Genomic DNA, 14,212 nt, shown 5'->3' with positions numbered 1-14,212 from the left:
GGGCGGGTTTACAGAATCTCTCGTTTCTATTGTAGATATTGGTGAACCCGCCCCTACAGGAATTATGGTCAATTCGCCTGACATGAGATAACTACTTCGCCGCAGGTAAAGACAACTGAGGCGAAGTTTTAGGGTAGCTTCCATTCACGGGAATCGCATCCGGTTCCTGCGAAAGCAAAAACTCGCGAATAACCCTAGCAACTGCTCTTTGAGCTAAACCGCCGACTACTTTCTGCCCCATATTCTGCACTTGGGGTTTCACCAACAACTGCGGCAATAGCTGCAATACTTTCGTCCCGTCAAAACCGGGAGTTGATTGCAAAATATCCCAAATCCGTTTGATGTGTTCTAGGTTTTTTTGTTCAGTTGGTGAAACCACAGGTTGATTTGCCTTGACTCCAAACCATTCGCCGACGACTGCTTTGGCGTTAGCAAAGGCGTTGCTGGAAAGTGTGTCGAGACTCTTGACTAATTCGAGGACAATACGATCGCGAATGAAATCTCCTCTTTCGGAAAATAAATATTCTAATGCTTGGTTCAAGATTTTGCTGACATCGTAGTCCTCGCTCTCGCGGGCATTGTTGAGCAAGTTTTCTAAGCGGTTCCAGCGGAATTCGCCTTGTTTGAACAGCAAATCTTGCAGGGATGCTCTCAATTCCGGTGCGGGGTCGCTCAACAGCCGTTTTGCAACGTAAGGATAGGCTTTGCTCAACACTTTGAATTCTGGATCGACATTAATGGCAATCCCTTCTAACGTGACGAGCGATCGAATAATCAAAGCATAGTAAGCTGGAACCCGGAAAGGATATTCGTACATCACCGCCGAAAGTTCGTCAGTAATGCTTTTGAAATTGAGTTCGGCAACGCTAGCACCCAAAGCATTGTTAAATACCCCCGCCAAAGCTGGAATAATTGGCGTTAAATCCGTATCTGGCGTTAAAAACTCCAACTTGACATAATCTTTTGCTAAACCTTCAAAGTCGCGGTTCACCAAATGCACCACAGCTTCCAACAAGCCGTATCGCTGATAAGGTTTAACTTCGCTCATCATCCCGAAATCGAGATAAGCTAATTGACCGTCAGGAGTTGCCAAAAGATTGCCGGGATGCGGATCGGCGTGAAAGAAACCGTGTTCTAGAAGTTGTCTGAGAGAGCACTGCACCCCCACTTCAATTAAGTAAGGAGCGTCGATTCCTTGAGCTTTAACGGCCTCTAAATTCGTAAGTTTGATGCCGGTGATCCACTCCATTGTTAAGACGCGGCGGCGGGTATATTCCCAGTAGATGCTGGGAACATAAATGTCTTTGATGTGGCCGTATAGTTGGGCAAACCGTTCGGCATTTTGACCTTCGTGGGTGTAGTCCATTTCTTCGTAAATGCGCTCGCCCAACTCGTCCATAATTGCTGCGAGGTCACTGCGAATTATTTTGAAGGTGTTTTGCGCCCAAACTGCAACGCGCCGCAGGATGTAAATATCTAAGCCGATGTTTTCGGCTAAACCCGGTCGCTGGACTTTGATTGCGACTGTTTCTCCGGTTTTGAGTTTGCCTTTGTAGACTTGTCCGAGAGATGCTGCTGCGATCGGATCGGGGCTGATTTCTGCGTAGATGTCTTTGGGGTGGGCGCCCAATTCTTCTTGGATGAATTGATATGCTACTTCGTTGGGAAATGCTGGCAATTGGTCTTGCAGCGTTGTTAGTTCTTCTAAATATACTGGCGGTACTAAGTCGGGGCGTGTTGAGAGTGCTTGTCCGATTTTGATGAAAGCTGGGCCGAGTTGACCCAGAATTTCTCGCAGTCGGACGGCGCGGCGCTTTTCGTTGGTGGCGGTACGACCTGTTTTGCCGTCGAACCACACACTGAAGGCAAAGCTAAAAAATGTCCAAACAACGCTCGACAGCCTTCCCCAGACTTGTAGAGGTCGATTTCGGTACTGGGCTGCGATCGCCACTGGATCGTACCGAACAGCATCTCCGGCTAACTCGAAAGCTATGTCTCTGGCTGATTTGAGCCGATCGTCCGTTACGTGCTCCGTCTCTAGTGATACTGGTACTGCTTGCAGGGGAATTGTATTTGCATCTTGGAGATTGCTTAGTACAGCCTGAGTCCCTGAATTTACATAAGTTGGCGGGGAGGCTGGCGATACTGTCTTGACATTCATAAATCAGACCTAGTGTGAAGCATTGTAAATATATTGTAACAATTTAAGGAAGAAGACCCTTCTTCCTTCTTATATACTTACTCGCCGCTGGATCTTTGGAGTCGATCGCGAATGCCTGATAGTTGCGATTGGCTGCTGACGGGCGATCGAGGTTGGGGCATTTCGGTATCGGGCCAGTTCGGTAAGTCGTTACAGGGACAGAACTCCGGGGGCATTCCGGTTTGTTTGAACACTACGGGCATAGCGCAGCGCGCGCAGGGACTGATTTCCCAAGCTGGCGTCAGCAGTTGGGCAATTGTTTCGTTTGTGCCTTCGAGGTAACAGTCTCCGCTGTCGCGGGAGATGATTTTTTGCCAGCAGTCTTCAAATTCCTGGCTGTAGCGATCGCCCGCATTTACCGATTTGGGCTCCAGCGCTTCGGAACCGTTGCGAATTAATACTTTTTTGCCTAACTGAAACCAGTAAGCAATATATTTTCTTACTTCACTATCTGATGCCATAACTTTTAGTCAACCCTTCAACTAATTGATTATTTTAGACTTTGAATTTGAAATCACCACTCTTTCTTAAGAGACATTTTATCTTTTACATAATTTCAAAATTCGGCTATTCCTCATGTCTAATTGTTGGGCTTCCCCCCTAGGGATTAGGTTTTTTTACTAATTTATATGACTCTTGATTTTTCAATCTTAGTTAAAATCATAGCTGATTTTTAGTTAAAATTGTCGTTCGGGAAACCGATATTTTTTCTCTCTTGTCGATCGCGACTCTGGCTGTTAATTTTTCGCTACAGGCGGCAGTGGCGTACCCAAAGCGGTGAGATTCAAGGCGTAACCTCCGGTGGCGAGATAAACAGTATCGGCGATCGCCCCGATGTGGCGCACGAGAGTGCCGAGGCGATCGCGAAACAGCCGCCCCGCCGGATAAGCAGGCACAACACCCCATCCGGTTTCTTCCCCTACCAAAATTACATCAGCCGCCGCCGACTTCAAACAGGCGAGCAAATCTTGCTGCGTAGTCGCCCAAACAGCCGCTTCTTGTTCCAAAAGATTCGCCGTCCAAGTTCCCAGAGAATCAATCAACAAGCAATCTGAGGGCTTGCTGGCTTGCACAACTGCTGACAAGTCGATCGGCACTTCTAGAGTTTTCCAATCAACCCGACGGCGATTTCGGTGCTGTTCGAGGCGACGAATCCACTCCAAATCAGCTTCATCAACCTGACCGGTAGCCACATAAATTACTTGTTTTCCCGAACCCGCCGCCAGAGTTTCGGCCCATTCACTTTTGCCACTTCGGGCCGGCCCAGTTACTAAGATTAATTGTCTAGATGTGGTGGGTTCTGAGTTACTCATTAGTCAGTCGATTTTAGATTTTAGATTTTAGATTTTAGATTTACTCCACAACAAATGATTTTGGGAGATTGAAGTTTGGTTAAAATTTTTGGGCTGCTCGCGACTAATGTTGCGGGCTTGTCTCCCTTCTTTGGGCGGGGTAACATACAAAGGATTAAACATAATTCCCAATTGCCAATTCCCAATTAGCAATTACCAATTATGATTTAAACGGCTAACTACCAAATGCTTTTTAAGCGATAATAGCATTGATGAGACAAGATCAGAGTAAGTCGATCGAGAACCCCCGTATTTCCCAAGCTGTTATTTATGCCAGATCGTCCTCAGATATCAGCGATTATTTGCACCCACAATCGCGCCGCCTATTTAGGTGGGGCGATCGACAGCTTGCTGGTACAGGATTTTCCCGACAACTTTGAAGTAGTAGTAGTGGATAACGCTTCTAGCGATTATGCAAGCCCCGAAAGTTCGACTTCGCGCACCCGCGAGGTGGTAGAAGCAAGACAGGGCGATCGGCGCCTCAAGTACGTCTGGGAGCCGGAAATCGGTCTGTCAGTAGCCCGGAACACCGGCGCAAAGGAAGCTGGCAGTGAAATATTAGCTTATCTCGACGACGACGCTATTGCTGAGCCCAATTGGCTCAGGGTGCTGCACGCGGCTTATCAAAGCAATCAAAAACTCGCCGTAGCTGGTGGCAAAGTAAATTTGCTCTGGCCTTCGGGAGTCAGCCCGCCCGAATGGCTGTCACCGGGATTGGCCCAGAACTTGGGATCATACGATTTAGGCGATACTTACCTATACGTGACTGCTGCCGGTTTGACTCCCAGGGGAGTAAACTACTCAATCCGGCGCGCTTTTCTCGAACAAATTGGCGGCTTCGATGTCAAACTCGGTAGAGTCGGCACAAAATTGCTGTCAAATGAAGAGTTGCGGGCCACAGAATTAGCTTTAGAGTTAGGTTGGCAAGTAGTTTATCTACCGGAGGCCCTGGTGCTTCACCATGTCGCGACAGAAAGGCTCAACAAAGCTTGGTTTCTAGAGCGCGGGTGGTGGCAAGGCATCAGCGAGTGTTATCGCGAACAATTGTCCGATCGAGCCGGTATTGCTCAGCTTGGGTGGGGGGGTGAAAGAATCTTGAGGGGTGTCTGGAAGTCTTTTAAATATATTAGAGATCCAGGGCTGCGCTTTGAAAATTTCGTTTTTGCCTGGGGTCAAATCGGTTATTTGATCGCAGCCATCCGCGGCCTGATTTTTGCACCGAAATCGACCAGCAGGCATTAGGCTATAGGCAATATCCCTCGCTGCTCAAGTCGTCGGCCCTGCTGTGCCGATCGCACTTCATCCACAAAAAACTCGACCGCATTCAGGTTCAAGCACTCGATTATGACATCTAGTTCATCCAAGATTCCGGTTTCAGTTCTCATTCCGGCAAAAGACGAAGAACTTAATCTACCAGCGTGTCTGGCCAGCATTGCTAGGGCGGATGAAGTTTTCATGGTTGATTCCCAAAGCAGCGATCGCACCGTAGAAATTGCCATCAGCACCGGCGCCAAAGTAGTGCAATTCTACTTCGACAACCGCTGGCCGAAAAAGAAAAATTGGTCATTGGACAATCTGCCCTTTCGCAACGAATGGGTATTAATTGTCGATTGCGACGAGCGCATTCCCCCGGAACTTTGGGACGAAATCGCGCAGGCGATCGAAGACCCCAATTTTGACGGCTACTACCTCAACCGCAAAGTCTTCTTTTTAGGTCAGTGGCTGCGTTACGGCGGCCGATATCCCGACTGGAATTTGCGTTTGTTCAAGCATCAAAAAGGACGTTACGAAAATCTCGGCACTGAATCCGTCCCCAATACTGGCGACAACGAAGTTCACGAACACGTAATTTTAGCCGGTCAAGTCGGCTACTTAAAAAATGACATGATCCACGAGGATTATCGCGATTTATTTCACTGGATAGAACGGCATAACCGCTATTCTAATTGGGAAGCTCGCGTTTATTACAATATTATTGAAGGCCGCGACGACAGCGGCACTATTGGCGCTCACCTATTTGGAGATGCAGTGCAGCGGAAGCGATTTCTCAAAAAAGTTTGGGTGCGGCTGCCTTTTAAACCAATGCTCAGATTTATTTTATTTTACTTCATTCAGCTCGGCTTTTTGGATGGCAAAGCTGGCTATATTTATGCAAGGTTATTGAGTCAATATGAGTATCAAATTAATGCAAAACTTTACGAGTTGCGTTGTTGTGGCGGTCAGTTAAATGTGGCAGAACCTGAGCCTACTCTGTCGCCGCCAGTAGTTATCACTCAGGAGACCGAAGTTAAATTGCCTTAATATTTTGGAAGCATGGGGGAATTGGGAATTAGGAAAGCCAGCCCATAGCGAGTGGCTTGAGACATTTTCATTTAATAAGTTCTTCGAGGGATGGAAAAAGCAATTTTTCTGCGCTCACTTTTTCGCAATCACAAGGCTGTTGACTGGCGGATATTGCTGATACTTTTCCCAGCAGCAATTGGATGCTTTCTATTAGCAATGGTAGAGTTAATAAAATAATTGATGCAGAGACTAGCAAGCTAATTAAGCCGTCAGCCCAATTCCAGTGCAGCCACGCTACGGCGATCGCAGCTAAAATTACTCCAACCGATGAAAAAATGTCGGCGACTGCGTGCAGAAAGGCGCTTTTGAGATTTAAGTCACCGTGACAGCAGGAATGCAAGCAACAAGCATTGATCGAGTTGATGCTTAAACCGACTATGGCGGTAATTAACATCGGGAGTCCTTCTACTTCGGGTGTTGGGGACTGCAAACGGGCGATCGACTCTGCGGCAATCCAAAGGGCGATCGCTACTAAACTGATACTATTAATTAAAGCAGCAATGATTTCTCCTCGTTCAGGAATTGGCGATTGTGCGATCGCACAATCCACCGATTTACTTCTTTTTCGTGACGAGTACCAAGTCGCTGTCAAAGTTATTGCTAAAGCTGCTACATCTGAAAAAACGTGACCCGCATCTGCTAATAGGGACAAACTATGAGAATTAAGTGCGGCGATTAACTCTGCTACAAAAAAGCTGCTAAGCAGTACCAATGCTGTTTGTAAAAGTCGCACTTTGCCAATTCTGGGATTTGTCTTCTCGCATTGTGCGATATCCTTGGCGTTTTTCGAGTCAAAATTGTCCCTAACTAGAAATGTCATGCAGCAGTCCTTAAGGTTAAACTCGATTTTAAATTAAACATTAAATTAACTATCAATGACCGATTATATACCAAATCCCCACCAAGATCCGGAAAATTCGACCGCAAATTCCCCAAATCCTGAAATAAACGATCGTCCAATTAGCGACAATCACGCAAATACTTTGACAGGCGAATCTTTGGTTGATTTGCGGAAGTACGATCAATCAAAGTTCGATCGAGGAAAGCCTACTTGGCTAATTTTAGTTTGGTGGTTGGTGCAGGCGATCGCCTTTCCTCTCACTCCACACCCTTTTAATCGCATCAGAAGCGGCTTGCTGCGGTTATTTGGAGCGAAAATAGGTCGGGGTGTGATCATTCGTCCCACGGCTCGTTTTACCTATCCTTGGAAAATTGCCATCGGGGATTACAGTTGGATCGGAGATGATGTTGTATTGTACAGTCTGGATCGAATTGCGATCGGCAAACACTGCGTCATTTCTCAAAAAAGCTACCTCTGCACCGGCACTCATGACCCTCAAGACCCCGCCTTTGGCTTAATAACAGCACCTGCGATCATTAATAACGGCGTTTGGATTGCCGCCGACTGCTTCATTGGCCCTGGTGTCGAAATCGGTGCTAACGCTTTAATCGGAGCTCGCAGCAGCGTCTTTAAAAATATGCCTGCAGGCTTTATTTGCACAGGAACACCTTGTCGTCCCCGCTGTCAGCGAGAAATTAACCAAAGTTCGTAAGGATCGCGAATTAAATAACTTACAATTTTAATTGTTATTGTGGGATGGGCGTCCCGCCCGTCCACTCATGACGGGCGGGACGCCCATCCCACTTTCAAGAGTGGAAGTTATTTAATTCTCATTCCTAAGAGACATTGTACCAGGAAACTAAGCAGCTTTACAAGCTTGCTGCCGAATAGGAATTTCAATGACGAATTCTATTCCCTTTCCTAATCCAGGCTGGCAGTATAATCTGCCCCCATGCTTTTCAACGATAATTTGGTAACTGATAGATAACCCCAACCCAGTTCCTTTACCGATAGGTTTCGTGGTAAAAAAAGGGTCAAATAGTTTCGGCTTTAAACTTTCGCAAACTCCCCGACCGTTGTCACTAATATGAATAGCCACCCAATTCTCATCAATTACTTTTGTAGCAATTTGAATGCGGTTCTTGTGTTGTTTCACTTCTGCAAAAGAACGCTGCTGATTCGATTCCTCTAAAGCATCAATGGCATTGGAAATAATATTCATAAACACTTGATTTAATTGTCCGGCATGACATTCTACTGGTGGAAGCTGACCGTACTTTTTTATTAATTCAATCTCAGGATGCTCTGGTTTTGCTTTTAAACGATGATGCAGGATGGTGAGTGTACTATCAATTCCTTCATGAATATTTACAGATTTCACCTCTGCCTCATCTAGGCGAGAAAAGATTCGCATAGACTTAACAATCTCCTGGATGCGCTGCGTTCCTAAGTTGATTGAGTTAAGAACTTTGATAAAATCTTCCTCCACAAATTCCAGTTCTATTTCATCCATTGCTGCTTGAATCCGAGGGGTGGGATTTACATAATCTTCTTGATAGAGATGTATTATTTTTAGTAAGTTGTGAGCGTACTCTTGGGCATAACCCAGATTGCCAGAGATGAAATTTATAGGGTTGTTTATTTCATGAGCAATCCCAGCCGCCATTTGCCCTAATCCGGACATCTTCTCGCTTTGAATTAACTTAAGTTGCAGTTGTTTTAAATCTTCATAGGCTTGGCTCACTTCTAAAACTTTTTGCTCCAATAATGTATTATTTTCTTCTAACTTCTCAGTTAAAACATGAAGCTTTAAATGCAGCTTGACGCGAGCTAATACTTCCTCCTGTTGGAAAGGTTTGGTAATATAATCTACAGCCCCAAGCTTAAAACCCTCAACTTTATTAGCCGTATCCGAGAGCGCAGTCATAAATATAATGGGAATCTGTTTAGTTTCTGGATTAGCCTGTAATCGACGACAGGTTTCAAATCCATCAATTTCTGGCATCATGACATCTAGCAAGATTAGATCTGGGAGAGCATATTTGACTCGCTCTAGTGCCATCTTTCCAGATTTCGCGACCCGAACTTCAAATCCTTCCTGACTTAAGGCATCAGATAAGACACCCAAGTTGGCTGAATTGTCATCAACTATAAGGATTGTACCATTTGCTTGAATTTCTGAATTCATAAACCTTACTTGTAGGACTGAATAAACGTTAAAATCTCTTCGTCTTGAAAGTCTTTTGCCATTTGATGCAATCTTTTAGCAAAGGGAATGTATTGGGGATCTATTTGTTCCAGTAATACCGCCTGCTTAACTATTTCTAGGAAATTTCCCTTCATAGCCAGTTCGTATAGCATTTCCATTTGTGTAGCAGGCGGGGGAATTAGCTCATCGGTGTCTGATGCGATCGCCTGTGGATCTTCATTAGCTTCATAAACCCATTCCAAATCCAGATACTGTTGTAATTTTTGCAGGAGCTCTGTTGCCTGAATAGGTTTGGGAATAAAGGCATTACCTCCTGCTTCTAAACTTCTGTATTGATCGGTTTCAAATACGCTGGCAGAAGAGACAATAATAACGGTGTCTTTGAAATTTTCCGATTCTCGAACCCGCTTAATCACCTCGAAGCCATCGAGTTCGGGCATTAATAAATCGGTAACAATTAAATCTGGCTGCACTTCTAGAATTTTTTCCCAGCCTTCCTGCCCATCGTTCGCTTCAGACACCTCAAAGCCGAGCGGACTGAGCAAATTGCTAATGACCGAACGGTTAGCCCATTTGTCATCAATAACCACAATCTTAGGTTGGCGGTGTTTGATGCCGATAATCTGCCCGCGATGGTCGATTTGAGATGTTTTAACCCATTCATCGGCTTGAGATAGATTGACATCAAACCAGAAAATACTGCCAACATTAATCTCACTTTGAACTTGAATGGTACTGCCCATTAGTTCTACAATCCTTTGGCTAATTGCCAGTCCCAATCCCGTGCCTTCCGTCTGCCGTCTGCGATCGCCTACCTGCTCGAAGGGCTGAAAGATAGCTTGGAGTTGATCCTGTGCAATGCCGGTACCTGTATCGCGTATTTCAAAGCGAATTTTTTCTTCTGTGGCAAAACTGACTATAAAAGTAACACTGCCCTCATCCGTAAATTTAATAGCGTTGCTTAAAAGATTAATTAAGACTTGTCGCAAGCGTTTTTCATCCGCACGAATCCCGATCGGCAGTTCGGGGCTTGATGGAAAATGAAAGTGAATTCCCTTTAGTTCAGCTCGGATACGACACATTTCTGCGACACCTTGCAGGAACGCCGGGAAATGAAAATCCGTGGGCATTAGTTCCACTTTCTGTGCTTCAATCTTCGACAAGTCGAGAATATCATTGATTAAGGTCAGTAAATGGGAACCGCACTGATAAATAACATCAATGCGCGATCGCTCTTCTTCATTCAAGACTTTGGAACGCTGAAGAATCTGCGCGTAGCCCATGATGCCATTAAGCGGAGTCCGCAATTCATGGCTCATGTTAGCAAGGAATTCACTTTTGGCCCGACTTGCGGCTTCTGCAGCTTCCCTGGCTTTTGCCTGTACGATTTCTGTTTGTTTGCGATCCTGGATATCGATGCAAGTGCCAACCCACTCCCGGATGCTGCCATCTTCATTCAGAATTGGCACCCCTCTAACTTGGAAATAACGATAGTTTCCATCCGTTCCGCGCATTCGATATTCCATCTCAAACAGGCTTCTCGTTTGCACTGCTTCCATCCACACCTGAACTGTTCGTTCCCGATCGTCCGGGTGGATTGTATCTAACCAGCCAAAACCAACCACCTCAGCTTCCGTTTGTCCGGTGTAAGCTCTCATACTCGGTGAATCCTGGCATCTTCCTTCAGGATCGGTTGTCCAGACAATTTGGGAGATGGCAAGGGTTAGCGATCGATAGCGTTCTTCGCTTTGTTTGATAGCATCTTCTGCTTGTTTGCGATCGCTAATGTCATTATTAATTTCGAGTTGGGCACAAGGCTTTCCTTCCCCATCGCGCTGTAATGTCCAGCGACTTGCTACAATAATCTGCCGACGATCGCTGGTGGTGTGCTGCACTTCTCCTTCCCAACTTCCCTGCTGGAAAAACTCTGCCCTTACGATTTCTAACGGTTTAGGAAAGGCTGTTTCCAAGCAGGTGTGAATGTACTCCCCGACTACTTGGGCTTTTGTCCAACCATAGAGCTTTTCTGCACCTTGGTTCCAGTATATGATGCGGTCATCCATATCCCGAATAATGATACCATCGCTGGCTAAGTCTAGTATTTCTAGGGTTTGACGGAGTGTTTGCTCGACTTTTTTGCGATCGCTAATATCTCGTGTTGTGGCGATGATTCCCAGGATATTACCCTTAGCATCCCGCCAAGGAGCTTTTGTAGTAAAAAAAGTCCCGGTGGTCTCACCATGAAAGACATCTTCCTCGTAACTCTCAGTGATTCCTGCTGCCATGAGTTGGCGATCTTTTGCCATAATTGCACGGGCCGTGTCAGGCGGCAGTAATTCCAAATCATCTTTGCCGATGATTTCCTCAATGGGCTTGCCTATGAAGTTTGCCAAATTGGAGTTAAGGGCAACATGACGACCTTCCCGATCTTTAACGACAATGAAGTCTGGTGTACTTTCCAAAATAGATTTGAGCAGTGCATTACGATCGCGCAACTCTGCTTCCATTTGTTTGCGATCGTTAATGTTTCGTGCTATGGCGATCAGGCCGATAATATTGCCCTGAGCGTCCCGCCAAGGGGCTTTTGTGGTTAAAAAAGAAGTATTCTCTTTACCATTGAAAACCTCTTCTTCGTAGCTTTCAGTAAGGCCTGCTTCCATGATCTGGCGGTCTTTTGCCATTATTGCAACGGCGGCCTCCGGGGGAAGGAGTTCCGAATCATCTTTACCGATAATTTCCTCAATGGATCTACCGTAAAAGGATTTTGCCACCTCGGAATTAAGGGCAACATATCGGCCTTCCCAGTCTTTAACAACAATTATGTCTGGCGTACTTTCCAAAATAGAGCTCAGCAAGACATTGCGATCGCGCAGCGCAGCTTGCTGTTGGCGCAGAGCTTCTTCTGCTTGCTTGCGATCGGTAATATCTGTATTAGCTCCAATCCATTCCCGAATTGAACCATCCGCGTTCAGAATTGGGACACCACGACAACTCATGTAGCGATATTCCCCGTCATAGCGACGCATACGAAATTCAACTTCATAGAGCGATCGATTAGCAACAGCAGTTGACCAGGCAGTGGCAATAGACGAGCGATCGTCTGGATGGATAGCGTTGAGCCCACCCCCTCCCTTGTAATCATCAAATGTCTGTCCTGTAAATGCACATAAAGTAGGTTGCTCGCTGGCCAATTCGCCCTCAGCATTAGCGATCCAAATAATTTGAGCGCTGGCTTCCATCAAAGAACGAAATCTTTCTTCACTTTGTTTCAGGACATCTTCTGCGATTTTGCGATCGCGAATATCCCGCGTAATAGTGGCAATTCCTATGGGTTCATTAGTCTCTGGATCTTTGATCAAAAATAGGGTGTAATCTACCGCGATGGGTTCACCTGTCACGAAATGTCTGAAGCGGAAATCACTCCGCCAACTTCCCTCTTGCATTATTGCAGGCATAATAAACTGCTGTACAAAGTCCAAATCTTCTGCCATGAAAAAGTCGTTCATGTGTTTGGTTTTGGCTTCGTCCAAACTGCTGAGTCCCACCAAATCCAGACCAGCCTGATTCACTAGCATCGGGCGACCATCCATTGAGGCAACGCCAATAAAGTCACGGCTGTTCTCGATCGTTGTAGCGAGCAATTGCCGTTCTTCCTCTGCTTTTTTGCGATCGCGAATATCCCGCGCAATAGTGGAGATAAACTCGACTTCACCCGCTGCGGTTTTGTGAACGATCAAAACCTGGGAGACTGGAATTTCTTCCCCATCGCATGACAAAAACAGAGTTTCACCAGTCCACCGGCCCTCTCGCAAGGCGGTGGGAATTACTTCGTTGTGGAATTTTGCCGTTGCTGAGGGAGCTAACACAGAATCTATACTAAACGAAGCTCGTGCTTCCTCTGGGGACATCCCCAGCATTTCCTGTCCGGCTTTGTTGAGATAGACGCTATGCCCTGTCGTATCAGAAACTCCTACTAAGTCGGAAGTTGCTTCCAAAATGGCCGTCAGTCGTGCCTGCTTTTGTTCTGCCCGCTTGCGATCGGTAATTTCAATCACAAGGGCACCAACACCAAAAACCAGGTCATTTTCATCCCGCAAAGGATAGTAAGATGCTTGCCAGTAGCGCAGGAGGCCCGGTTGTCTCGGAGTTTCACCCACTACTTCATAGTCGAGAATTGGCTTGCCCGTATCCAGAATTTCTTGCAAAATTGGTCCCAGATTCGCAGCCAATTCTGGCAGCACTTCACACAGCGACCTACCAATATGATCTGCCACACAAATGCCATTGATCTCGGCCATAGCTTCGTTAATTTGGACGTACCGGAGTTGGCGGTCTAAAATCATCAGTCCGGCATTCGCAGCAGCAAAAAAAGCCTCGAAGTGAGCCTGTCGCAATACCTCTGCTGTTGTGCTCTCTTGCTGTGGCGGTTGGGTTTTCTCTGGTGGGAATTTGCTCATGTTGGCTCGTGCATTTCAGCTTTTATTCTAGAACTTCTGTCCAATTGTGCGATCGCAAGGTTTTCGTTGCCTCCAATTTGGGTACTGAATAAAACGTTCAGTAGCGCGACTATTAGGCTTTCAATCTGCGAGATATGTATCCCTTGCGACACTATGTTTTTTAATTATTCGGATGTATCGCCAAGTATTTCTATTTCTCATCAATTCTATTGCTAATCAATCCTATCGGTAGAACATTGATGACAACTTAACCTAGGGAAGCATTTGTCAATCAGTAATTATGCTCAGCCTTTACTCAGGTTTTGGGTGGAGAACTTAGATTTGGGCGATCGAGCAATCATGTCTCGCGCCATATTTATGTCCACCTACCCTCAAATCGCCAATTTTCCACTCCTAAACAAGCAATATTTTAAGTAAAATTACGGATTGACAAATGCGATTAAGTTATATTTCGTCCCCCATATCGGTAGAATGCCAAGTATTCTTGAAACGTTATCAATTTTAGCTAGATCCGTTAAATTTTTACTTAGATAATACATAAAACGGACGCAACTGGCAGAGTAATAGCAATATCTCTCCCACCAGTTAAAGTCATTGTAATACTTGGATATTTGACTTGTCCACTTAAAGAGTCATTGAATAATCCCTGCTTAACTTGATAACGGGACTTCAAAAAAAAATAGTGGAGAGTATGATAAACTCGAATCGAGTTAATATTCACTAAAGTTACTAGAGCGCTTTAATAATAGATGAGTCGGCTCTCAGAACGCGAAAAAGTGGCACACTAACCCCAGGCCTGCGAAGACCAAG

At 45.7% G+C, this 14,212-nt stretch carries 10 protein-coding genes; 3 read left to right on the top strand and 7 right to left on the bottom strand.

The features are described 5' to 3' along the window. Positions 1-91 precede the first annotated feature (91 nt). From QUB51_RS11095 to cobU, 3 genes are all read right to left on the bottom strand, one after another. Entirely contained in the window at positions 92-2,161 is a 2,070-nt protein-coding gene (locus QUB51_RS11095; RefSeq protein WP_333261315.1) for an AarF/ABC1/UbiB kinase family protein, read from the bottom strand. Between the two features lie 77 nt (positions 2,162-2,238). Further along, on the bottom strand, positions 2,239-2,661 hold the full coding sequence (locus QUB51_RS11090; RefSeq protein ID WP_333055383.1) for a hypothetical protein: 423 nt from the start codon (positions 2,659-2,661) through the stop codon (positions 2,239-2,241). A 276-nt stretch (positions 2,662-2,937) separates the two neighbouring features. Continuing rightward, positions 2,938-3,513, bottom strand: coding sequence for a bifunctional adenosylcobinamide kinase/adenosylcobinamide-phosphate guanylyltransferase (cobU, locus tag QUB51_RS11085; protein WP_333055385.1), 576 nt, complete (start codon positions 3,511-3,513; stop codon positions 2,938-2,940). Between the two features lie 309 nt (positions 3,514-3,822). Between cobU and QUB51_RS11080 the strand changes: the two genes are divergently transcribed. After that, the gene (locus QUB51_RS11080) at positions 3,823-4,794 is read left to right on the top strand and encodes a glycosyltransferase family 2 protein (protein WP_333055386.1); all 972 of its coding nucleotides are present in this window, start codon (positions 3,823-3,825) and stop codon (positions 4,792-4,794) included. On the opposite strand, the gene QUB51_RS11075 is transcribed toward QUB51_RS11080, so the two are convergent. Then, the gene (locus QUB51_RS11075; protein ID WP_333055490.1) at positions 4,791-5,009 is read right to left on the bottom strand and encodes a hypothetical protein; all 219 of its coding nucleotides are present in this window, start codon (positions 5,007-5,009) and stop codon (positions 4,791-4,793) included. The two genes, QUB51_RS11080 and QUB51_RS11075, sit on opposite strands and share 4 nt — an antisense overlap. Between QUB51_RS11075 and QUB51_RS11070 the strand changes: the two genes are divergently transcribed. Beyond that, positions 4,918-5,853 (top strand): glycosyltransferase family 2 protein, encoded by a 936-nt coding sequence (locus QUB51_RS11070; RefSeq protein WP_333209095.1) that lies wholly within the window; start codon positions 4,918-4,920, stop codon positions 5,851-5,853. The two genes, QUB51_RS11075 and QUB51_RS11070, sit on opposite strands and share 92 nt — an antisense overlap. 67 nt (positions 5,854-5,920) lie before the next feature. On the opposite strand, the gene QUB51_RS11065 is transcribed toward QUB51_RS11070, so the two are convergent. Beyond that, positions 5,921-6,715 (bottom strand): cation diffusion facilitator family transporter, encoded by a 795-nt coding sequence (locus tag QUB51_RS11065; protein ID WP_333055388.1) that lies wholly within the window; start codon positions 6,713-6,715, stop codon positions 5,921-5,923. A 55-nt stretch (positions 6,716-6,770) separates the two neighbouring features. Here QUB51_RS11065 and hpsU point away from each other — a divergent pair, with 55 nt between their 5' ends. Then, positions 6,771-7,448, top strand: a complete 678-nt coding sequence (hpsU, locus tag QUB51_RS11060; RefSeq protein WP_333261312.1) for a hormogonium polysaccharide biosynthesis acetyltransferase HpsU — start codon at positions 6,771-6,773, stop codon at positions 7,446-7,448. Positions 7,449-7,595: 147 nt separating this feature from the next. Here hpsU and QUB51_RS11055 read toward each other — a convergent pair whose 3' ends face one another. Together QUB51_RS11055 and QUB51_RS11050 are read right to left on the bottom strand one after the other, a co-directional pair. Beyond that, positions 7,596-8,924 carry a response regulator gene (locus QUB51_RS11055; RefSeq protein WP_333055391.1) on the bottom strand — a complete coding sequence of 443 codons (1,329 nt, stop codon included), beginning with the start codon at positions 8,922-8,924 and terminating at the stop codon, positions 7,596-7,598. 5 nt (positions 8,925-8,929) lie between these two features. Beyond that, the gene (locus QUB51_RS11050; protein WP_333261309.1) at positions 8,930-13,402 is read right to left on the bottom strand and encodes a PAS domain S-box protein; all 4,473 of its coding nucleotides are present in this window, start codon (positions 13,400-13,402) and stop codon (positions 8,930-8,932) included. Positions 13,403-14,212 lie beyond the last annotated feature (810 nt).

Origin of the sequence: Microcoleus sp. AT8-A3 (assembly GCF_036705675.1) — a bacterium.
Taxonomy (GTDB): domain Bacteria; phylum Cyanobacteriota; class Cyanobacteriia; order Cyanobacteriales; family Microcoleaceae; genus Microcoleus.
This window is presented reverse-complemented; position numbering and strand designations above follow the sequence as displayed.